This is a genomic window from Streptomyces sp. NPDC004752 (assembly GCF_053601275.1).
In genome coordinates this window covers 1-21,520 of the sequence record NZ_JBSGBN010000156.1, presented here as the reverse complement: position 1 = coordinate 21,520, position 21,520 = coordinate 1, and the positions used below count along the sequence as shown (strand labels likewise).

General features: G+C 71.5%; 15 protein-coding genes. 13 read left to right on the top strand and 2 right to left on the bottom strand.

Translation table 11 applies throughout. The annotated features are described in order from the left end of the window. Positions 1-145: 145 nt before the first annotated feature. The gene (locus ACWEKM_RS40110) at positions 146-1,123 is read right to left on the bottom strand and encodes an NADPH:quinone reductase (protein WP_451626232.1); all 978 of its coding nucleotides are present in this window, start codon (positions 1,121-1,123) and stop codon (positions 146-148) included. 768 nt (positions 1,124-1,891) lie between these two features. On the opposite strand from ACWEKM_RS40110, the gene ACWEKM_RS40105 reads away from it, so the two are divergent. The 6 genes from ACWEKM_RS40105 (at position 1,892) to ACWEKM_RS40080 (ending at position 11,718) form a co-directional block, all read left to right on the top strand. After that, positions 1,892-4,501: a Pls/PosA family non-ribosomal peptide synthetase gene (locus tag ACWEKM_RS40105; RefSeq protein WP_451626231.1), complete on the top strand. Its 2,610-nt coding sequence runs from the start codon at positions 1,892-1,894 to the stop codon at positions 4,499-4,501. Between the two features lie 13 nt (positions 4,502-4,514). Next, positions 4,515-7,775, top strand: coding sequence for a non-ribosomal peptide synthetase (locus tag ACWEKM_RS40100; protein WP_451626230.1), 3,261 nt, complete (start codon positions 4,515-4,517; stop codon positions 7,773-7,775). Positions 7,776-7,816: 41 nt separating this feature from the next. Continuing rightward, positions 7,817-8,821: a TauD/TfdA family dioxygenase gene (locus ACWEKM_RS40095; protein WP_451626229.1), complete on the top strand. Its 1,005-nt coding sequence runs from the start codon at positions 7,817-7,819 to the stop codon at positions 8,819-8,821. Further along, a complete protein-coding gene (gene sbnB / locus ACWEKM_RS40090; RefSeq protein ID WP_451626228.1) occupies positions 8,818-9,888 on the top strand; it encodes a 2,3-diaminopropionate biosynthesis protein SbnB in 1,071 nt (356 codons plus the stop codon). Before ACWEKM_RS40095 ends, sbnB begins: the two co-directional genes overlap by 4 nt. A 36-nt stretch (positions 9,889-9,924) precedes the next feature. Beyond that, entirely contained in the window at positions 9,925-10,950 is a 1,026-nt protein-coding gene (gene sbnA, locus ACWEKM_RS40085) for a 2,3-diaminopropionate biosynthesis protein SbnA (RefSeq protein WP_451626227.1), read from the top strand. A 120-nt stretch (positions 10,951-11,070) separates the two neighbouring features. Further along, positions 11,071-11,718 carry an SRPBCC family protein gene (locus ACWEKM_RS40080; RefSeq protein WP_451626226.1) on the top strand — a complete coding sequence of 216 codons (648 nt, stop codon included), beginning with the start codon at positions 11,071-11,073 and terminating at the stop codon, positions 11,716-11,718. Positions 11,719-11,811: 93 nt separating this feature from the next. Here ACWEKM_RS40080 and ACWEKM_RS40075 read toward each other — a convergent pair whose 3' ends face one another. Further along, positions 11,812-14,241, bottom strand: a complete 2,430-nt coding sequence (locus tag ACWEKM_RS40075) for a lamin tail domain-containing protein (RefSeq protein ID WP_451626225.1) — start codon at positions 14,239-14,241, stop codon at positions 11,812-11,814. A gap of 580 nt (positions 14,242-14,821) precedes the next feature. On the opposite strand from ACWEKM_RS40075, the gene ACWEKM_RS40070 reads away from it, so the two are divergent. The 7 genes from ACWEKM_RS40070 (at position 14,822) to ACWEKM_RS40040 (ending at position 21,108) form a co-directional block, all read left to right on the top strand. Next, entirely contained in the window at positions 14,822-15,118 is a 297-nt protein-coding gene (locus ACWEKM_RS40070) for a hypothetical protein (RefSeq protein ID WP_451626224.1), read from the top strand. 287 nt (positions 15,119-15,405) lie between these two features. After that, the gene (locus ACWEKM_RS40065; RefSeq protein WP_451626223.1) at positions 15,406-16,146 is read left to right on the top strand and encodes a DUF1684 domain-containing protein; all 741 of its coding nucleotides are present in this window, start codon (positions 15,406-15,408) and stop codon (positions 16,144-16,146) included. A 43-nt stretch (positions 16,147-16,189) separates the two neighbouring features. After that, positions 16,190-17,710 carry an ABC transporter substrate-binding protein gene (locus ACWEKM_RS40060; protein WP_451626222.1) on the top strand — a complete coding sequence of 507 codons (1,521 nt, stop codon included), beginning with the start codon at positions 16,190-16,192 and terminating at the stop codon, positions 17,708-17,710. Further along, positions 17,710-18,675 carry an ABC transporter permease gene (locus ACWEKM_RS40055; protein WP_451626221.1) on the top strand — a complete coding sequence of 322 codons (966 nt, stop codon included), beginning with the start codon at positions 17,710-17,712 and terminating at the stop codon, positions 18,673-18,675. The genes ACWEKM_RS40060 and ACWEKM_RS40055 overlap by 1 nt, the downstream gene beginning before the upstream one ends. Continuing rightward, a complete protein-coding gene (locus tag ACWEKM_RS40050; RefSeq protein ID WP_451626220.1) occupies positions 18,672-19,550 on the top strand; it encodes an ABC transporter permease in 879 nt (292 codons plus the stop codon). The genes ACWEKM_RS40055 and ACWEKM_RS40050 overlap by 4 nt, the downstream gene beginning before the upstream one ends. Further along, on the top strand, positions 19,547-20,347 hold the full coding sequence (locus ACWEKM_RS40045; protein WP_451626219.1) for an ATP-binding cassette domain-containing protein: 801 nt from the start codon (positions 19,547-19,549) through the stop codon (positions 20,345-20,347). Before ACWEKM_RS40050 ends, ACWEKM_RS40045 begins: the two co-directional genes overlap by 4 nt. Continuing rightward, complete coding sequence (locus ACWEKM_RS40040; protein WP_451626218.1) at positions 20,344-21,108, top strand: ABC transporter ATP-binding protein; 765 nt, start codon at positions 20,344-20,346, stop codon at positions 21,106-21,108. The genes ACWEKM_RS40045 and ACWEKM_RS40040 overlap by 4 nt, the downstream gene beginning before the upstream one ends. The last annotated feature ends 412 nt before the right edge of the window (positions 21,109-21,520 follow it).

Here is a 21,520-nt window from a genome sequence, read left to right as displayed (position 1 = left end):
GGTCCGGCCGCCGCCGACGTACGTCCATCACCGCCGCGTGCTCGCCGCCCGAGGTGATCCCGCTCGCCCTCCGAGGTGACTTCGCTCGCCGCGCTGGGTAATCCCGTTCGGCGGCGCGGTGACCCCGCTCGGCGGGGCGGGCGGATCAGTGGCGGACGCGCAGGACCAGCTTGCCGCGCACCCTCTCGTTCTCGATGCGGCGGTGCGCCTCGGCCGCCGCGCTCAGCGGCAGCGTCTCGACGGCGCGGGGCCGCAGCCGGCCCGCTCTCAGGAGCATGTTGACGTGGTGCGCGGCGCCGGCGAGTTGCGCGGTGTCGGCATGGGAGATGGCGAACCCGTGCAGCGAGCGGTCCTTCAGGTACAGGTCCCGCACGGGCAGGACGGGCCGGGAGCGCAGACCGGACATGACGACGATGCGTCCACAGTCGGCGAGCAGTCCCACGGTGGTCTCCAGGTCGTTGTGGCCGGAGGTGTCGATATGGAGGTCGACCCCGGCGGGCGCGGCCTCCCGGATCAGTGCGCCCGGCTCCGGGTGGTGGTAGTCGATGACCAGGTCGGCGCCCAGGGAGCGGACGTAGGTTTCGTCGCGTCCGGCGGCGACGGCGATGACCCGGGCGCCCGCGTGCGCCGCCATCGTGACGAGGGCGCTGCCCACATTGCCCGCGGCGCCCAGCACGGCGACCGTCTCGCCGCACCGCAGTCGCCCATGGGTGAACAGGGCGAGGTGCGCCGTGGCCGCCGCGTGCGCCAGCGCGACGGCCTCGATCGGGTCCGCGCCTTGGGGCAGGTGGTAGAGCCGGTCGGCGGGTACGGCCGCCTGTTCCGCCGCGGCGCCCTGCCGGCCCGCGTGCCCCAGGCTGTTGCACCAGACCCGGTCCCCGGGCCGGAAGCCGTGGGCCGCGGGTCCGGCGGCGGCCACGGTGCCGACGAGGTCACGGCCGATGACGAAGGGGAAGGGCAGGAAAGTGGCGTACGCCCCCGAGCGGACGAGGGCGTCGACGGGGTTGACCGCGCTGGCCTCGACGTCGACGAGGACGTCATGGGGGCCGGGTTCGGGCGGCGGCAGTTCGCCGTGGCGGATGGCGTCGGGTGGGCCGAGTCCGGTGATGTAGGCGGCACGCATGGACACCGACTGTGGCATGCGACGGCCGCCCGGTTCCCCGGGCACGCGCGAGGCGGCGGGACGGTACGCCGAAACGGCGCTGCCGCCCGGCTCGTGTCTCGGGGGACCGCTCCCCGGGTGCCGCGATCATTGCCGGTCGCCGCAGTCGGGTACGGGCCGGTCGGGTACGGGCCGGTCGGGTCCGGGCCGGTCGGGTCCGGGCCGGTCGGGTCCGGGCCGGTCGGGTCCGGGACCGACAGACGGGGCGGGACTGGGGAAACACCCGTCGGGGAAACGCCCAACGGGGAAACGCCCGACCGGGTAACGCTCGTCGGGGAAACACGCGTCCGGGAAACACGCGGCTTACGACCAAAGGATGCCTCGACCGGCGCGCACTGCCGCGCGGTCACTGACCGGCGCTCTGCGGCGCGTCTCTCTGGGGGCGGGCGACAGCTCCGGAAGAGCCGGGGTGCGCGGACGTGACCGAACCACAGATCCGCGTCGGCGGCCGGGCCGCTCCCACGGGGCGGGTCGGCGATCTTTGCGTTGCCTCTCCGCAAAGGGTTCGGGTCGGTGCTCGCCGGAGCCGGGCCGGTCCGCGCGGGCCGCCATCCGGGTGATCTACGCCCTGGCCCCGGCCGCCCGGGTCGCCCGGAAACACAAGGTAGCCGCGGGTTGTCGGGTCGTCGCGGGTCTCAGGCGGAGTGGCAGCCGGACGGTGGCCGACCGAAACTGGCAGAGCGGTTCGTGATCAGGAAAGTGCGCAGGCAAACGTCCTCCAGGAGGTCGATGGTGGAGCAGTCCGCCGACGTCTACATATCCGGGCCGGACGCCGTAGCCGTAGCCGGGGAAACCGGCGCGAGCCCGACGAGGACGGAAACCGAGCGAAAACTCGCCGAAGTCCTGGCCGACGTGGTGAAAACGGAAAGCGTCCCGGCCGACAGTCACTTCTTCGCCGATCTCGGCGCCAACTCGTTGGTCATGGCCCAGTTCTGTGCACGGATCAGAAAACGCACAGACCTGCCGTCCGCGTCCATGAAGGACATCTACCGCAGCCCGACGATCCGGAGCCTCGCGGCGGCTCTCGCCGAGGCCGCGCCCGCTCCGGCCGGAGCGTCCCGGCCGGCCTCCCCGGCACCGTCGACGCCCGCGGGCCCGCCGACTCCGCCTCCCAGGGCCAGACACATCCTGTGCGGCACCGCCCAACTCCTCATCTTCCTGGGCTACTCGTTCGGCGCCGGACTCGTCACCGCCCAGGGCTACGAATGGGTCGCCACCGGCTCCGGCCTCGCCGACATCTATCTGCGGTCGCTGCTCTTCTCAGGCATCGGCTTCACGGGCCTGTGCCTGTTCCCGGTCGTCGCCAAATGGCTTCTCGTCGGCCGCTGGAAGCCCACGGAGTTCCCCGTCTGGGGCCTCGCCTATCTGCGCTTCTGGCTGGTCAAGGTACTGCTGCACGCCAACCCGATGATCCTGTTCATCGGCAACCCGCTGTATGTGCTCTATCTGCGGGCCCTCGGCGCGCGCATCGGCAAGGGCGTCACGATCCTCTCGCACGCCGTCCCGGTCTGCACCGACCTGCTGACGATCGGCGACGGCGCGGTCATCCGCAAGGACTCCTACTTCCATTGCTACCGGGCGCACGCCGGACGTATCCAGACCGGCCGGGTCACCCTCGGCAGCGATGTGTTCGTCGGCGAGAAGACCGTCCTGGACATCGACACGGCGATGGGCGACGGGGCCCAACTCGGCCACGCCTCCGCCCTCTACAGCGGCCAGCGGATCCCGGCCGGCACACGCTGGCACGGCTCCCCGGCCCAGCCCACGCAGACCGACTATCTGCGGGTCCCGCCGATCCGGTGCGGCGCGCTGCGCCGGGCCTGGTTCGGCCTGGGTGCCCTGCTCCAGCTGTACTTCCTGTACCTGCCGGTGTTCGTGGGCGGCATGTACCTGCTTTTCACCGGCGTGCCGACGATCGGCGACCGGCTGAAGGCGGACACCACCGGGCTCTCCCCGGCGGCGCTGCTCAGCGACGCGCTGGTGCTGTCCCTCGTACTGTTCTTCGGCTTCACCCTCGTGGGTCTGGTGGTGCTCTACACCGTGCCACGTGTGCTGAACCGGCTCATCGAGCCCGGCCGGGTCTACCCGCTCTACGGATTCCACTACGTGGTGCACCGGGCGATCGCCCGCATGACCAACGTCAAGTTCTTCGCCTGGCTCTTCGGTGACAGCTCCTACGTCGTGCACTACCTCCGCGCCATCGGATACAACCTGAACCGGGTGGAACAGACCGGGTCGAACTTCGGCTCCGAGTTCCAGCACGAGACGCCCTTCCTCGTCTCCATCGGCAGCGGGACCATGGTGGCCGACGGGCTGTCCGTGCTCAACGCCGAGTACTCCAGCACGTCCTTCCGGGTGGCGAAGGCGTCGATCGGCCCGCACAACTTCCTCGGCAACAACATCGCCTATCCCGCCGGCGGCAGAACAGGAGACAACTGCCTGCTCGCCACCAAGGTGATGGTGCCCCTGGACGGCGAGATACGCGAGGGCGTGGGACTTCTCGGCTCGCCGTGCTTCGAGATACCCCGGTCGGTGGAGCGGGACACCCGGTTCGACGAGCTGAGGACCGGCGAGACCCAGCGGCGCCTGCTCGCCGCGAAGAACCGCCACAACCTCGGCACGATGGCCCTGATGATGGGCGTCCGCTGGCTGCACGCCTTCCTGCTCACGGTCATCGGTCTCGCCTCCGTCGACCTGTACCGGGTGATCGGACCCGCGGTGATCGCCGGATACCTGGCCATCACCCTTGCGGTCACCACGCTCCACTACGTGCTGGCGGAGCGCATCATCACCCGGTTCCGGCCGCTGCAACCGCGGCTGTGCTCCATCTACGACCCGTACTTCTGGTGGCACGAACGCCTGTGGAAGGTGCCCGACCAGTATCTGGAGATCTTCAACGGGACACCTTTCAAGGCGCTCGTGTGGCGGATGCTCGGCGTCCGCATGGGCCGCGCGGTCTTCGACGACGGCTGCTTCATCACGGAGCGGACGCTCGCCGCCATCGGCGACGGCTGCACCCTGAACGCCGGGACCAAGATCCAGTGCCACTCGCAGGAGGACGGCACCTTCAAGTCCGACCGCTCGACGCTCGGCGACGGCTGCACGCTCGGTGTCTCCGCCCATGTGCACTATGGCGTGACCGTGGGCGACGGCGCGGTGCTGGCGCCCGACTCGTTCCTCATGAAGGGCGAGGAAATCCCCGCCCACGCGCAGTGGGGCGGGAACCCCGCCGCCGATCTGCCGGTCACCCCCGAGCCGGCCTCGGGCCCCGGCGCGCCGGCGGCGGTCCAGACAACGGCAACGTCGTCGGCTGGCGGCGCCACCACGACGGTGAGTTGAGGAAGGCCATTCGATGGGAGCGCAGGTGGAAACGGACCGGGAGTACTGGAGCCGGGTGCTGAGCGCCGGCGGCTGCACCGCCGTGCCGCGCTGGGTCGGCGAGCCCGTGGCGGGAGTGGCCGAGTACGAGACGGCGGCGCCGGACGACCTGGCGGCGCAGGTGCGCGCGCTGGCGCACGAGCTGAATGTGCCGCTGAGCGCGGTGCTGCTCGCCGCGCACGCCAAGGTGCTCGCCGCCCTCTCCGCCGAGCGGGAGGTGGTGACGGGCTATGTCGCCGGGGCACGGAGCACACCGCTGCCGTGCCGGCTGACCGTCGAACCCGCCTCCTGGCGCGCCCTGGTGGCCGCCGCGCAGCGCGCCGAGTCCGAACTGCTCGCGCACCGCGAGTTCCCGGTCGACGGGCTGTGGCGGGAGATGCGGGTTGCGGGGCCGTCGTACGAGGTCGTGTTCGACCCGGCCGGGACCGCGGGCACACTGGTGGACGACGCCGTGCTGGGGCTCGGCTGGTCCGAGCGGGGCGGCCGGCTGGCGCTGCGGCTGCGCTATCGCACACAGGTGCTCGACGCCGGGTACGCGGCCCGGATCGGCGGCTACCACCTGGCCGCGCTGCGCCTGATGGCGGCCGACGCGGACGCCGAGCACGCCCGGCAGAGCCTGGTGTCGGCCGACGAGGTGCATGAGCAGCTCGAAGGGCTGGCCGGGCCCGGCCGGGTCCTGCCCAAGGCGCGGGCGCACGAGCTGTTCGAGCAGCGTGTGCGGGCCCATCCGGAGGCGGTCGCGGCGGTGTGCGGTGACCGGTCCTGGACCTATGGCGAGCTGAACGCCCGCGCGAACCGGCTGGCGCGCGCACTCCTGGCGCGCGGGCTGAAGCGCGAGGGCGTGGTCGCCGTGGTCACCGAGCGCAACCTCGACTGGCTGGCCTCGGTGCTGGCGGTGTTCAAGGCCGGCGGTGTCTATCTGCCGATCGAGCCGCACTTCCCGGCAGGGCGCGTCCTGGCAACGTTGTCGCGCGCCGAATGCCGGCTGGTGCTGACCGAGTCCGGCAGCACCGGCACCCTGGACGAGGCCCTGACCGGCCTCCCGGACGCGGAGAAGGTGCTGATCGAGGCGGCGTACCAGGAGGGACACCCGGACGGCGACGTCGGGGTGCGGGTGTCGCCCGGCCAACTGGCCTACATCTACTTCACCTCCGGCTCCACCGGTGAGCCGAAGGGCGCGATGTGCGAGCACGCGGGCATGCTCAACCATCTCTACGCCAAGATCGGCGACCTGGGGATCACCGAGGGACGCGTGGTGGCCCAGACCGCCCCGCAGTGCTTCGACATCTCACTGTGGCAACTGGTGTCGGCGCTGCTGGTCGGCGGCCGGACACTGCTGGTCGGCCAGGACGTCGTCGTGGACGTGGAGCGGTTCCTCGACACACTCGTCGCGGGCCGGGTCGGCGTGGTGCAGGTCGTGCCCTCCTATCTGGAGGTCGTGGTCTCCTACCTGGAGCGGCATCCCCGCGAACTGCCGGACCTGCGCTGTGTGTCGGTGACCGGCGAGGCGCTGAAACGTGAACTGGTCCAGCGCTGGTTCGCCGGTCAGCCGCGCATCAAGCTGGTCAACGCCTACGGGCTCACCGAGACGTCGGACGACACCAACCACGAGGTCATGGACAAGGTGCCCGAACGGGTGCTGCTCGGCCGCGCGATCAACAACGTCCGGGTCCATGTGGTCGACGAGCAGCTGTCCCTGGTGCCGCTGGGCGCCCCGGGCCTGATCGCGTTCTCCGGTGTCTGCGTGGGGCGGGGCTACGTCAACGATCCCGAGCGGACCGCCGAGGCGTACCGCGAAGACCCGTACCGGCCGGGCGAGCGGCTCTACCTGGCGGGGGACTGGGGCCGCTGGCACCCCGGCGGAAAGCTGGAGTTCCTCGGCCGCCGGGACAGCCAGGTCAAGATCCGCGGCTTCCGCATCGAGATCGGCGAGATCGAGAACACCCTGCTGCGGGTGGCCGGGGTGCGCGACGGCGCGGTCGTCGTCGCCGAACGGGCCGGCCGGAACAAGCAGTTGACCGCCTTCTACACGGGCCGGCGGCTGCCCACGGACGAACTGCGCAAGGCGCTGGCCGCCGTCCTGCCCGCCTACATGGTCCCGTCGGCCTTCCACTGGCAGGACGCCCTTCCGCTGACCGCCAACGGCAAGACCGACAAGAAGGCCCTGACCGCGCTGGCCGAACAGACGGCGCCGCCCGACGACGACACCGCGCCGGAGCCCGGCCGTGCCCCGCTCACCCCGACCGAGCGGAAGCTGGCGGCCGTCTGGGCGGAACTGCTCGGCGTCCCCGAGCCGCAGATCGGCCGCCGGGACCACTTCTTCGACCGCGGCGGCACCTCCCTGACGGCCGTGCGGCTCACCATCGCCCTGGACCGGGCGGTGTCCCTCAAGGACATCACCCGGCACCCGGTGCTCACGGACCTCGCGGCGCTGCTCGATGGCACCGCCCGGCCGCCCGCCGAACTGCTCCAGCCGCTGACGGCGGCGGACGGTACCGCGGCGTGCGCCCTGATCTGCTTCCCCTACGCGGGCGGCAACGCGGTCAACTACCAGCCGATGGCGAGCGCGCTGGCGGGCAGCGGAACCGCGGTGTACGCCGTGGAACTGCCCGGCCACGACCTCGCCGCCCACGACGAGCCGTTCGCGCCGCTCGCCCGGCTGGCGGAGCGGGTGGCCGACGAGATCACCGCGCGCGGCCTGACCCGGGTCATGCTGTGGGGCCACTCCGCGGGCGCCGCATCGGCCCTGGCGACGGCCACGCTGCTCCAGGACCGCGGTGTGGACGTCGCGCGGGTGTTCCTCGCGGCGCAGCTGCCCGGCACCCCCGCCGAGCGGCGTGCCGCCGCCGACGAACTGACCGAGCGCAGCGACGCCGAGATCGCGGCGAGGCTGGCCGAGGACAGCGGCTACCCCGAACTCGCCGAGCTGAACGCCCGGCACGCCGAACGCGTCGGCGCCGCCTACCGGCACGACTGCGTGAGCGCGCACCACTACCTCGCCGACGCCCTTCAGACGCCGCCCGCGGTGAAGCTGACCGCTCCGGTGACCGTGGTCATGGCCGCCGACGACCCGAGCACGGCCGGCGAGCCGGACCGCCACCGGGCCTGGCAGCCGCTGGCCGAACGGGTGGAGCTGCATGAACTGGCCGACGGCGGCCATCACTTCCTGCGGACCCGCCCGGCCGAAGCAGCACGGGCCGTCCTCGGTGCCACCGCACCGCTGGCCTCTTCCTGAGCCCCCACCGCCCCCACAGGGGCAACCGAAAGGAAACCGAGATGACGTCCTCACCCCTGGCACCACCGCTCGATGTGGAGCTGGCGCCGGACCGCCCCCCGCTCCTGCACATATCCCCGCCCGGCGACGCGCCGGGCTGGGCGACCGAGCACCGTGACGCGCTGCGCGCGCAGGTCGCCGAGCACGGTGCGCTGCTAGTGCGCGGCCTGGGTCCGCGCACACCGGACCAGGTCGGCGCCGTCTTCGCGGGCCTGGCCGGCGGCCTCATGACCGAACGGGAGGCATTCGCCCCCCGGGAGACGTACAGCCCGGGCCTGTACTCCTCCTCCACCTGGCCCGCCAACCAGCCGATGTGCATGCACCACGAGCTGAGCTACACGCTGGAGGTCCCCGGCCTGATGCTCTTCGCCTGCCTGATACCGCCCGGCGACGGCGGGGCGACCGCGGTGGCCGACGCGGAACAGGTGCTCAAGGCGCTGCCCAAGGCGCTCAGCGAGCGATTCGAGCGCGAGGGCTGGCTGCTCACCCGCTGCTACAACGACGAGATCGGGGCCTCCCTCGCGGAGTCCTTCGGCACCGAGGACCGCGCCGCCGTCGAACGCTACTGCCGCGCCCACGCCATCGACTTCACCTGGCAGCCCGACGGCTCCCTGCACACCCGGCAGTTGCGCAGCGCCGTGGTCCGCCACCCGGTCACCGGACGGCGCTGCTGGTTCAACCAGATCGCCTTCCTCAACGAGTGGACGCTGGCGCCCGAGGTGCGCGAGTACCTGGTGGACGAGTACGGCGCGGACGGGCTGCCGTTCAACACCCGCTACGGCGACGGCAGCCCGATCGGCGAGGACGTCGTCGAGCAGCTCAACAGCACCTACGAGGGGCTCACCCGACGCGAGCCCTGGCAGGCCGGCGACGTACTGCTGGTCGACAACATCCGCACCGCACACAGCAGGGAGCCGTACACCGGCGAGCGCCAGGTGCTGGTCTCCATGGCCGAACCCCGGCGACTGGCCGACTGTGTCCCGACCCCGGAGGCGAGCGCGCGATGACGAACGTCCTGTCGCCCGCCGCCCGGCGGGCCAGCACCCAGGCGGCGCCCGCGCCCGGCTTCGCGGTGATCCCCGGAGCGCAGGTGCAGCAGACCCTCGCCGGGCGCGAGCGGGAGATCACGGATCTGGTCGAGGCCACCTACCGGCTGCACGGCGCCGGGGACACGGTCAATCCGCCGTCCTACTTCCTGCGCTTCCCGGACCGTCCTTCGTCGCGCATCATCGCGCTGCCGGCCTCGGTCGGCGGGCCCGCGCAGGTCGACGGCCTGAAGTGGATCTCCAGCTTCCCGGAGAATGTGACGTCGGGGCTGCCCCGGGCCTCCGCGGTCCTCATCCTCAACGACCACGCCACCGGCTACCCGTTCGCCTGCCTGGAAAGCTCCATCATCAGCGCCACCAGGACCGCGGCCTCGGCCGCGCTGGCGGCCGACTGGCTCAGCCGCAACCGGTCCCGCCCCACCCGCATCGGGTTCTTCGGCACGGGGCTGATCGCCCGCTACATCCACACCTTCCTCGCGGGCACCGGCTGGAGTTTCGAGACGATCGGCGTGCACGACCTGTCCGCCGACAGCACCGCCGGGTTCTGCGGCTATCTGCGCCAGTCCGGCGCCACCGGAGAGGTCGTCGTCCACGACAGTGCCGAGGACCTGATCCGCTCCAGCGACCTGGTGGTCTTCGCCACCGTGGCCGGCACCCCGCACATCAGTGACCAGGGACTGTTCGCGCATCACCCGCTCGTCCTGCATGTCTCCCTGCGCGACCTCGCCCCGGAGATCCTGCTCGGCGCGGCGAACTTCGTCGACGACGTCGAGCACTGCCTGAAGGCGGACACGTCTCCGCACCTGGCCGAACAGCTCACCGGCAACCGCGACTTCCTGAACGGCACCCTCGACGACGTGATGTGCAAGCGGGTCCTCCCGCCGGCCGACCGCACGGTGATCTTCTCGCCGTTCGGGCTCGGCGTCCTCGACCTCGCCGTCGGCAAGTACGTCTACGACGAAGCAGCCCGGGCGGGCGACCTCCGCCTCATCGACGACTTCTTCCACGACCTGCGCCGGTACGGCTGACGCCCTGTCCCTCAGCCCTGGCACCAGGAGGCCCACGTGCCCGTCATATCCGCTCCCCACGCCTTCAACGAAGGCCAGCTCTACGTCGATCTGCAGCCGACACTCGGGCGTTCCCTCTACCTGAAGTGCGAGGGCTTCAACTTCGCGGGCTCGATCAAGTTGAAGGCCGCGGTGGAGATGGTGGAGGCCGCCGAGCGTGACGGAGTCCTGATGCCGGACTCGACCCTGGTCGAGTCCTCGTCGGGAAACCTCGGCGTGGCGCTCAGCATCATCGCCGCCAGCAAGGGTTACCGGTTCCTGTGCGTGACGGACTCCCGCTGCAACCTCTCCACCAGGCTCCTGATGGAGGCGCTGGGCAGTGAGGTGCACGTCATCGCCGACACCGACGCCAACGGCGGTTTCCTCGGCGCCCGGATCGAATACGTCCGGTCGCTGTGTGCTTCCGACGACCGGTATGTGTGGCTCAGCCAGTACACCAACCCGGGCAACTGGCGGGCGCACTACCACCGCACGGGGCCGGAGATCGCCCGTCAGTTCCCACGCCTTGACGTGTTGTTCGTCGGCGCCGGCACCACCGGAACGCTGATGGGCTGTGCCCGCTACTTCCGGCACTGGCACCGGCCGGTGCGGATCGTCGCGGTGGACAGCGAGGGCTCGGTGGCCTTCGGCGGCAAGGCCGGCCGCCGGATGATCCCCGGCCTGGGTATGAGCATGCGCCCGCCGCTGCTCGACGAGTCCCTCGTGGACGAGGTCATCTGGGTCGAGGAGGCGGACACCATCCGGATGTGTCACCGGCTGGCCAGAGGCGGTTTCCTGTTCGGCGGCTCCACCGGCACGGTGGTCAGCGGCGCGACGGCCTGGCTGGACGAGCACGGCACGTCCGACCTCACCGCGGTGGCCATCGCCCCGGATCTCGGCGAGCGCTACCTGGACACCATCTACCAGACCAACTGGCTCCAGGACCTGTACGGCGACCAGATACTCGATCCCGAGCAGGTGGCCGCGGGTTCCGGGCGTACCAAGCCGGTGCCGCCCACGACCGAGCGGGGGCAGCGGCCGTAACCGGCGGCGGACCGGCCCCGTGCCCGACCGAACCCTCGGCCCGGCACGGGGCCGGTCCTGCTCGTCGGCGCGCGGCAGGCGCCTGCGCCGCGGACGACACAGCGACAGGGAAGAGCAGCCATGAACGACATGGTCGACCAGATCAACGCCATGCACCGGGCCGTGGGACGCCGGACCGTGCCCGACGGCGAGGCCCGCACGGTTCTGCTGCGGCGCACCTACGACGCCCCGGCCGAGGACGTCTGGGACGCCTGCACGGACCCCGAGCGGATCGCCCGCTGGTTCCTGCCCGTGAGCGGCGACCTCAAGGTGGGTGGGAGCTATCAGCTGGAGGGCAACGCCGGCGGCGAGATCCTGGAGTGCGAGTCGCCCCGGCGGCTCAGGGTGAGCTGGGTGATGGCCGGGAACCCGGGATTCAGCGAGGTGGAGGTGCGGCTCACCCCGGAGGGCGCCGAGCGGACGGTGTTCGAGCTGGAGCATGTCTCGGTCGTACCGCAGGAGTTCTGGGACCAGTACGGCCCCGGGGCGGTCGGCGTCGGCTGGGACGTGGGGCTGCTCGGGCTCGGACTGCATCTGCGCGGCGCCGGGATCGGCCCGGGCGGCGCCGCGGCCTGGGAGGCCACCGACGAGGCCCGCACCTACCTGACCCGCAGCAGCGAGGCATGGGGCAGGGCGTACGCGGCCTCGGGCGCCCCGGCCGACGCGGTGGCGGCGGCGGTGAGCGCCACCACGGCGTTCTACGTCCCGCCGCGGCCCGAGGAGCCGTGACCGCGGGTCGTCCCCTGGCCGAACACGCGGGTGGCGCACACCGGTTGAGGTGTGCGCCACCCGTCGTGGAGGCGACCGGTCGGGACGGTGCCGCTACTTGATGCGGACCACCTGCGGGTCGTGGTCGCTGCTCTGGTCGGCGAACTCGGCGTTGATGTGGACGATTTCGTAGCCCGGCTTCTTGACGGCGGGCGAGACCAGGATGTGGTCCAGGGTCTGCGAGTTGCCGTCGTACACGTAGCTGTAGCGCTCGTTCACCGGCAGCGTGTTGATCAGGTCCTTGAGGACCCCGCCGGCGGTCAGCGTGGCCAGCGGCTTGGAGAACTGGTAGTCGTTCAGGTCCCCGAGGACGACGATCTTGGCCTTCTTGTCCTTGGCGAGCAGGCCGCGCACGAAGGTGTTGACCTCCGTCGCCTGGGCGACGCGCTGGGTCTCGGAACCGAGCACCGGCGGCTGGACGGAGCCGTGCACCGGCTGGTCGCCGCCCTTGGAGTTGAAGTGGTTGCCGACCACGAAGATCTGCTCACCGCGGAAGCGGAACTCGCCGACCAGCGGCTTGCGGCTGCTCTTCCAGGCGTCGGAGGTGGGGTTGATCCTGCCCGGCGAGGCGGAGAGCCGCACACCCTTCTTGCCGTCGTCGACGGCCTCGACGCCGGTGGTGGAGCCGCCGCCCGGCCGGTCGACGAAGGTGACGCGCGCGGGGTTGAACAGGAAGACGTTGCGGATGTTGCCGCCCGGCTCACCGCCGTCCTGGTCGTTGACCGGGTCGATGGAGCGCCAGTCGTACGCCGGGCCGCCGGCCGCCTTGATGGCCTCGATGAACTGGTTCATCGTCTTGTCGGCCGTGACCGTGCCGTCGTCCTTGGCACCGTTGTTGTCCTGGATCTCCTCCAGGCTCACGATGTCCGGGGAGGCCAGGTTCTTGACGACGCCCTCGGCGAGCCGGTCGAACTTGCTCTGCGGGTCCGTCGGGTCGAGGTTCTCGACGTTGTAGGTGGCGACGGACAGCTGCTTCCGCTTGGCCTTCTTCGCCACATCCGGCTCAAGGCCGCCGGACTCGACCGTGCCGACCCGCGTCGCCTGGACGTTGTAGCCGCCGTAGCTGGAGTAGTCCACGGGGCCCGAGGTGGTGCCGGTGAGTGTGTCGCCGACGTTCGCGTGGAGCTTGTCCCCGGTCAGCGGGCTGATCAGGAGACGGCCCGAGTTGGGGCTGTCGTAACCCTTGTAGATCGTGCCGCCGCGCGGGGTCGGGTTCTGCTCGGGCTTGGTGGTGATCCACGTCTCGTTGTACGCGTTGGAGGCGCCCACCACCCGGGAGTCGCCGATCTGCACCAGCATGCCCTCGCGGGACTCCAGCCAGTCCAGCGCGTAGGTGCCGGGCTTCAGCTCCAGGGAGTCGATGCGGCCCCCGTCGGCCTGCGGCGCGTAGGCGTCGGGCAGCGTCTGCGCGTCGACGGTCTCCGGCGTCGGCAGCGGGTTGCCGGTGGAGAGCACGGCCGCGGTCGGGCCGGTCAGTTCGGTGACGGACTGCGTGCCGCTGTTCTGGCCGCCGGGGTAGTACTCGCTCACCTTGCCGGACACCAGTACCGAGTCGCCGACCTTGACGAGCGGGGTGGCGGAGCCCGTGTAGACGAAGATGCCCTCGCTGGTGGCGGGGTTCTGGTCCGGCTCGGGGTCCTGGATCCAGTAGCCCTTCGTGCCGGTGACGCGCACACCGGTCACCACGCCGGGCACCTGGGTGACGGTCCTGCCGTTCTGCGGGGAGACCCGGGTGCTGCCCTGGATGTCGTGGATGCGCAGCGGGCCCGGGGCGGTGTCGGTGGGCGACGGGGTGGGCGACGGCGACGGGTTGCCGCTGCCGCCGTCACCGGAGGCGTTGCGAGGGCTCGGGGTGCCGCCGGTGAAGTCGGCCGCGTTGTCGTCCGTGTCGGCGAGCGAGGCGGCGCGCGCGACGGAGGTGGTGTTGCCCGCGCCGGTGGCGGGGCTGCCCTCGCGGACCACGGCGGTGCCGAAGCCGACCAGGTCCTTCACCGTGCCGTCGGCCGTGCAGTCCGCGGCGGTCAGGCAGGTCAGCGCGGTGGTCGAGTGGACCAGCGCGACGGTGCCGCTGGTCGCCGACAGGGCGATGGCGCCGGTGGCGTCCGGCGTCGGCAGGGCGGTGTCGCCCGCCGCGCCCTTGGCCTCCTGGACCAGGTAGTTGCCGCCCGCGGGGACGGCCCCGGTCAGCGGGGTGACCTGCCACTTGCTGCTCGCGGTGGGCGAGCCGCTGAGGTACTGAACGGACCAGCCGCTCAGGTCGAACGGCGCGCCACCGGCGTTGCCCAGCTCGATGAAGTCGTGGGTGAGGGACGCCCCGGAGTTGCCGCCGCCGCCGTAGACCTCGGAGATGACGGCGTCGGGCGACGGCGCCGCCTGGGCGGTGAGGGGAAGGGCGAGCAGCGATCCGGCGATGCCGAGGGGAAGGGCGATGAGGCCGGCCTTGGCGCCTCTGCCGCGCAGGCTCAGCGGTATATGTGCAGACACGTGGGCTCTTTCGTGCAGGGGGTCGGGACGACGCGACTGAACCGTGGGAGGTGGTGGAAGACTGATACGTCGGCTGGAAAGATACGCGCGTAGATACCGGGCAACAAGGTGCTGTGCGGCTCAAGTACCAAGCGTTTCCCAAGTCGTTCGCCGGACGTAAGGTGAGTGCCCGTCTCTTCGCCTGCACGACATGTGCGCGCCCGGAACCGGGGTGTTCAGGTCCCTGACGGGTCACCTGACGGGTCATCCGTCGGGGCATGGCGGGCTTGCACGCTTGCCGGCCGGAGCCCGAACCCGGCCGGAGGGACGGCGACATGTGCGGCCGCGGATCTCGACGTGGGCGCCCGGCCGTAGGAACACCACCGTAGGAACACCGCGGCAGGAACACCGCCGCGATCCGGGTCCCGACGCCCTTGGCGGTCGCAGGTGACCGCGGTGCACAGTGGGGTGTTCCGGGGGGCGGTCATCGGGCGCTCCTGTGGTGCGTGGGGCGGTACGGTGAGGCCGCCGAACGGGGCGCGGTGTGGCGAGACGCTGAAGCGTGCCCCTTCGTTTTCATCAGGCGCAGAGGGGGTGGGGCATGGACTGGTTCCTTGTGGGTGTGGCCGCGGCGGCCTTTGGCCTGTTGGCTCTGGCGGGCTGCGTGGCGTTGGCCACCGGGTGGCTGCTGCCGTGGCTGCGCAGCCGCGTAGTACGGCCGGATCAGTGGGGGTACGGGGCGGTGTCGCTGGCCGCGGGCCTGGCCACCGGTATGTCCTTCAAGTCGGCAGGGGATTCGATGATCGTGCTGAACACGCTCTTCGCCCTCACCATCGGGTTGGTCATCCTGGGTGGCCTGCTTCAGAGGCGCTCGTTGCGTCGCCCCGAAGACCTTTAGAACGGCCCGGGTCCGCGAGCGCGCGGGGGAGGACGGCGTGGGCCGGTAGCGGCCCATTCCGTCGGCACGGGGCCGGGGCCCGGCGTGGGCCCGGGAGGTCACGAGGCGTACCGGGTCGCGGAGACCGGGCTGCCGCCCTCGGGGTGCGCCGGTGAGCGACGGCCGTCTCAAGATGTGTCTGCGGCATTTGACATTAGATCCTCTTATGGCAGATAAAGAGCATGCTTTGGCCACTCATTCGCGCAGCGTGATGTCCGCGGTGTGAGGCCGCCGTCCCCGCTACGCGAATGAGTCCGACCGTGTCCCACGCCACCACCGACCAGCCCGCCACCGATGCCGTCGCGCGGTGGCACGCCTGGCGCGCCGAGCGCCTGCGGGCCCTGACCGCGCCGACCGGGAACCTCGCGCTCGTCGAGACCCGCTGGCTCCCGGCAGGCGAGCGCCCGGACGCGGAGCGGGCCCGGGCCGGCCGGCCGGACACCGTGACCGTCACCACACTCCGGCGGACCGACCTCGTCACCGGCGAGCCCGAGCACGGCCTGCGCCTCTGGGACGCCGACTCACCGGCCATCCGCCGCTTCGACCGGGTCGACGCCTTCCCGTACGACCCCGCCTGGGTGCTGCACGCCACCTACACGCTCGTGCCCGGGGCCCGCCGGGTGCCCTTCGAACACCTCCGGGACAACGGCGGCACCCGCGACCTCGTCGTCCCCGGCGACATCACGCTCACCGTCGACGGCCGCGACTACACCCTCAGCGCCTTCGACGACGACGGCACCCTGCTGCTCGTCTTCGGCGACCCCACCAACGGGGACACCACCTACGGCGCCGGCCGATTCCTCTTCGTGCAGCGCACCGCGGACGAGGACCGCGTTCTGCTCGACTTCAACCGCGCCTTCGTGCCGCCGTGCGGGTTCTCCGATCAGTACAACTGTCCGATGCCGCCCCGGCAGAACCGCTTCCACCTGCCCGTCGAGGCCGGCGAGAAGCGCCCCGTCTTCCGCGGCGGCGTCCCCGCACAGCACTGACCCCGCAGCCCTCCCGCACCGCAGCACGAAAGCGCACACCACCGTGAACATCAAGAAGACCTCCCTGTACGGCACCGCCACCGTGGCCGCCCTCGCCCTCACCCTGACCGCGTGCGGCGGCTCCGGCTCCGGCGGCAGCGCCTCCGGCGGCACGTGGGACAAGAACGCCACCGTCAACATCGGCTCGCTCTACGAGCCGCAGAACCTCGACAACACCGCGGGCGGCGGCCAGGGCGTGACCGAAGCCCTCAACGGCAATGTCTACGAAGGGCTGTTCAGGCTCACCGACGACGGCAAGGTGGACAAGCTCCTCGCCCGGGACCACAAGGTCAGCGCCGACGGCCTCACCTACACCTTCACCCTGCGCGACGGCGTGAAGTTCCACAGCGGCAAGCAGCTGACCAGCGGTGACGTCAAGTACAGCCTGGAGAAGGTCATCGCGGACGACTCCCAGTCCGCCCGCAAGAGCAACCTTGAGGTCATCAAGGACATCGCCACCCCCGACGCGCGCACCGTCAAGGTCACGCTGTCACAACGGTCGATCTCCTTCGTCTACAACCTCTCCTACGTCTGGATCATCAACTCCCAGGCGAAGAACCTGAAGACGACCGAGGACGGCACCGGCCCCTACACGCTGGCCAAGTGGACCCGGGGCTCCGCCCTGAGCCTGAACCGGTTCGCCGGGTACTGGGGCGACGCCGCCCGCAACCAGAAGGCCGTCTTCCACTACTACAAGGACGCCACGGCGCTCAACAACGCCCTGCAGACCAACGCCGTCGACGTGGTCACCAGCGAGCAGTCCCCGGACTCCCTCGACCAGTTCAAGAACAACCAGAACTACAAGGTCAGCGACGGGAACTCGACCACCAAGCTGCTGCTCGCCTTCAACGACAAGGCCAAGCCCTTCACCGACGTCAGGGTCCGCCAGGCCGTCTCCGCGGCCATCGACGACAAGAAGCTCCTGGAGTCGGTCTGGGGCGGCTACGGCAAGCCCATCGGCTCGATGGTGCCGCCCACCGACCCCTGGTACGAGGACCTCACCAAGGTCAACGCCTACGACCCGGCCCGCGCCAAGAAGCTGCTCGCCGAGGCAGGCCACGCCAAGGGCTTCACGTTCACCCTCGACACCCCGAACTACGACCCGCACCCCACCGCCGCGACCTTCATCAAGTCCGAACTCGCCAAGGTCGGCATCACGGTCACGATCAACACGATCACGCCGGACCAGTGGTACACGAAGGTCTACAAGAACCACGACTTCACGGCCACGCTCCAGGAACACGTCAACGACCGCGACCTCGTCTGGTACGGCAACCCCGACTTCTACTGGGGCTATGACAACAAGCAGGTCACCCAGTGGGTGCGGCAGGCCGAGGAGGCCCGGACCACCGCCGGGCAGACCGAACTGCTGAAGAAGGTCAACCGCAAGACCGCCGAGGACGCGGCCAGCGACTGGCTGTATCTGTACCCGCAGATCGTCGTCGCCTCCAGCAAGCTGTCCGGCTACCCGCTCAACGGCCTCAACTCGCAGTTCTACGCCTACGACATCAAGAAGAAGGGCTGATGGCCCGCTACCTGCTGCGCCGCCTGGTCTTCCTCGCGGTGTCGCTGGCCCTGGCGAGCGTGGTGCTGTTCGTACTGCTGCGCATGCTGCCCGGCGACCCGGCCAACGCGCTCACCTCGGTCGGCGCGAGCCCCGAGCAGATCGCCGCGGCCCGGCACTCCATCGGCTCCGACAAGCCGCTGCCCGAACAGTTCACCCACTGGCTCGGGCAGTTGGCGAGCGGCGACCTCGGCACCTCCTTCGTCAGCTCGCTGCCCGTCGGACCCGAGGTCTCCGCCCGGCTGGACGTCACCGTGCCGCTGACCCTCGCCGCCTTCGTCCTGGCCGTCCTCATCGCCGTACCCACCGGGTTCGTCGCCGCCCACAAGCGGCACACCTGGTACGGTGCCCTGCTCAGCGGCGTCTCCCAACTGGGCATCGCCGTCCCGGTGTTCTGGCTCGGCATGATCTTCATCGCCGTGTTCGCGCTGAACGCGGGCTGGCTGCCCGCCGGCGGCTTCCCGCAGGACGGCTGGTCCGCCCCCGCGGACGCGATCCGCTCGCTGGTGCTCCCGGTCGCCACCATCGCCCTGGTGATGAGCGCCTCCCTGATCCGCTACGTCCGCTCCGCCACCCTCGACGTGCTGGGCAGCGACTATCTGCGTACCGCCCGCGCCCTGGGCTCCTCCTTCGGCCGGGCGATGTGGCGGCACGGACTGCGCAACGCCTCCGTGCCGGTAATCTCCGTGCTCGGCATCGAACTCGCCTCGACCCTGCTGGGCGCGGTCGTCGTGGAATCCGTGTACGCGCTGCCCGGCCTCGGCTCGCTGCTCGCCACCGGCATCGCCCAGCACGACTACCCGGTCATCCAGGGCGTGCTGTTCGTCTCCACCCTCGCCGTGCTGCTCATCGGCTTCGTCGCCGACCTGGTCCAGCGGATCGTCGACCCGCGGCTGCGCGGCCGACTGTCGGGAGGTGCCCGATGACCGGGACCGACGTGCTCGAACCGGCGCGACCCAAGAGCGCCACACGCGCCGGACGACGGGTCCGCGGCTCCGCCACACTCGTCGTCGGCTGTGTCCTGGCGGGCGCCATCGCCCTGCTCGCCCTGGCCTCCCTGTGCTGGCTGCCGTACCCGGCCGACGACACCTCCGGCGGGCGGCTCGCCGGTCCCGGCGAAGGACATCTGCTCGGCACCGACAAGCTCGGCCGGGACCTGTTCACCCAGGTGATGACCGGCTCCCGGATCGCCGTCGAGGCGGGGCTCGGCTCGGTGCTCATCGCCGCCGTGATCGGCGTCACCCTCGGCGTGCTCGCCGCGTTCGCCCAGGGCTGGCTCGACGACACGCTCTCCGCGTTCCTCGACATCCTGATCGCCTTCCCGACCCTGCTGCTCGCGATGCTCATCGTGGCCGCCCGCTCGGCGACCCTCGGCTCCGCGGTCCTCGCGATCGGACTGGCGCAGAGCGCGGTCGTCGCCCGGCTGGTACGCATCCTCGTCAAGCGGGTCCTGGCGCAGGACTACATCACCGCGGCCCGCACCTCCGGCACGTCCTGGCCGCGCACCGTGCTCGGCCATGTGCTGCCCAACATCTGGCCCACCCTCGTGGTCAACCTGGCCCTCCAGTTCGGTCTCGCCGTGCTCGCCGAGGCCGCACTGTCGTACCTGGGCCTGGGCGCGCCGCCGCCCAACGCCTCGTGGGGCCGCATGCTCCAGGAGGCGCAGGCCACCTTCACCACCGCCCCCGCCGGCGCCCTGGCCCCCGGCATCCTGCTCGTCCTGCTCGTGATCGGCGTCAACCTCATCGCCGACGGGCTGCGCGACACCCTCGACCCGGCGACCCGCCGGAGGCGTTCATGACCCTCCTCGACGTCCGTGGCCTGACCGTCCGCACCGGCGACGGCCGGACACTGGTCGACGATCTGTCCTTCAGCGTGGCGAGCGGCGAACGGCTGGGGCTCATCGGCGAGTCCGGCTCCGGCAAATCGCTCACGACGCTCGCGGTGCTCGGCCTGCTGCCCGGCGGCATGTCCGCCACCGGCAGCGTGGAACTGGCCGGCACCCAGATCGTCGGCGCGAGCGAGCGGCGACTGGCCACCGTGCGCGGCCGGGACGCCGCCGTCGTTTTCCAGGAGCCGCTGACCGCGCTCGACCCGCTGATGCGGGTGGGCCGCCAGGTCGCCGAACCCCTGGGCAGGCGCACCGGCCTGAAGGGCACCGATCTGCGAGAGGGCGTACGCGAGGCGCTGGCACAGGTGCGGCTGCCGGAGCCGGAGCGCATCGCGCGGGCCTTCCCGCACGAGATCTCCGGCGGCCAGCGGCAGCGCGTCGCCCTGGCCATGGCCCTGGCCTGTGCGCCCCGGCTGCTGATCGCCGACGAGCCGACCACCGCCCTGGACGTGTCCGTACAGGCGGAGATGCTGGACCTGATCGACACCCTGGTCCGGGAACGGGAGATGGCGGTGCTCTTCGTCAGCCATGACCTCGCCGTCGTCGCCCGGGTGACCGACCGCGCCCTGGTGCTGAAGGACGGCCGGGCCGTCGAGGAGGGCACCGTCCTCGATCTCGTCCGCGCCCCGCGCGAGCGGTACACCGCGGACCTCGTGGCCAGCGCCCGGAAACTGGAGTCCGCCCTGGACGAAAGGAGCCCGCGGTGACGCCCGTACTGGAGCTGAAGGACGTGGCGCTGCGCCACCGGGGGAGCGCCACCGACACCGTGGCGGGCGTCTCCCTCGCCGTCGAGGCCGGGCACAGCCTCGCCCTGGTGGGCGAGTCCGGGGCGGGCAAGACGACCCTGCTGCGCCTGCTGCTCGGCCTGTCCCGGCCGACCGCCGGCGGCGTACGCTTCGACGGCGCCGAACTGTCCCCGCGCGACCGGGCGCAGCTGCGCCGCTTCAGGCGCAGCGTGCAGTGCGTCTTCCAGGACCCCTACTCCTCCCTGGACCCGCGTCGGCGCGTCGCCGCCATCGTGGCCGAACCGCTGCGCTCCCTGGGCATCGACACCCGGGTCGGCGCGGCGCCGAAGGTGGCCGCGGCCCTGGAGCGCGTGGGCCTGCCGGCCGACGCGGCGGACCGCTATCCGCACGAGTTCTCCGGCGGGCAGCGCCAGCGCATCGCCATCGCCCGGGCCACGGTGTGCGGGCCGCGCGTGCTGCTCGCCGACGAACCCGTCAGCGCGCTCGATGTCACCACCCGGGTCAAGGTCGTCGATCTGCTCGCCGAGTTGCAGCGGGAGCACGGGCTGACGCTCGTCATGGTCTCCCACGACCTGTCGGTGGTCGCCTCCCTGTGTGAGCGCACCGCCGTGCTGGAACGCGGCCGCATCGTCGAACAGGGCGACACCGCCCAGGTGTTGGGCGCGCCGAAGCACCCGTACACCCGCAGGCTGATCGAGAGCGTCCCCCGCCTGCCGGTCTGACCGGGACCCCTGAGCCACGTGGTGCCGGGGTCGGTCCGCGTCGGAGCCGTGCCGGTGCGCACCGGGATGTTCTCGCTCGGCGAGGCGCAGGGGGCTCCCCGCGTACGGGCGGCTGTGTGCGGGGCGGATCAACGGTCGTGCGGTGGTTCCGCCGTGCGGCCGACCGCCGTCATCGCCGTACGGTGGCGCGTGCCTCGAAGGCCGGCCGCCCGCCAGATCTCTGTGAGGCCGGTGCCCGTGTGTCCGACGTCCGGGGCGTCGGCAGCTTGGTCTGCCGTCCGCGCACCCGGCGCTCGCGCCGGCGCACCGCAGACTGCCGTACCTGCCACCGGCCCGCGATGCCGCGATGGATCCCCAGTACTGTGCCCCGCGCCCCCGCGCCCCCGCGCCGGCGAGCCCCCGCGCCCCCGCG

Excerpts from the sequence above, each read along its gene's own strand:
- ACWEKM_RS40070 (WP_451626224.1), top strand. The coding sequence starts at position 14,822 with ATGGACTGGTTCCTTGTGGGTGTGGCCGCGGCGGCCTTTGGCCTGTTG.
- ACWEKM_RS40065 (WP_451626223.1), top strand. The coding sequence starts at position 15,406 with ATGAGTCCGACCGTGTCCCACGCCACCACCGACCAGCCCGCCACCGAT.
- ACWEKM_RS40095 (WP_451626229.1), top strand. The coding sequence starts at position 7,817 with ATGACGTCCTCACCCCTGGCACCACCGCTCGATGTGGAGCTGGCGCCG.
- ACWEKM_RS40080 (WP_451626226.1), top strand. The coding sequence starts at position 11,071 with ATGAACGACATGGTCGACCAGATCAACGCCATGCACCGGGCCGTGGGA.
- ACWEKM_RS40105 (WP_451626231.1), top strand. The coding sequence starts at position 1,892 with ATGGTGGAGCAGTCCGCCGACGTCTACATATCCGGGCCGGACGCCGTA.
- ACWEKM_RS40110 (WP_451626232.1), bottom strand. The coding sequence starts at position 1,123 with ATGCGTGCCGCCTACATCACCGGACTCGGCCCACCCGACGCCATCCGC.
- ACWEKM_RS40045 (WP_451626219.1), top strand. The coding sequence starts at position 19,547 with ATGACCCTCCTCGACGTCCGTGGCCTGACCGTCCGCACCGGCGACGGC.
- ACWEKM_RS40100 (WP_451626230.1), top strand. The coding sequence starts at position 4,515 with ATGGGAGCGCAGGTGGAAACGGACCGGGAGTACTGGAGCCGGGTGCTG.
- ACWEKM_RS40050 (WP_451626220.1), top strand. The coding sequence starts at position 18,672 with ATGACCGGGACCGACGTGCTCGAACCGGCGCGACCCAAGAGCGCCACA.
- ACWEKM_RS40055 (WP_451626221.1), top strand. The coding sequence starts at position 17,710 with ATGGCCCGCTACCTGCTGCGCCGCCTGGTCTTCCTCGCGGTGTCGCTG.
- sbnB (WP_451626228.1), top strand. The coding sequence starts at position 8,818 with ATGACGAACGTCCTGTCGCCCGCCGCCCGGCGGGCCAGCACCCAGGCG.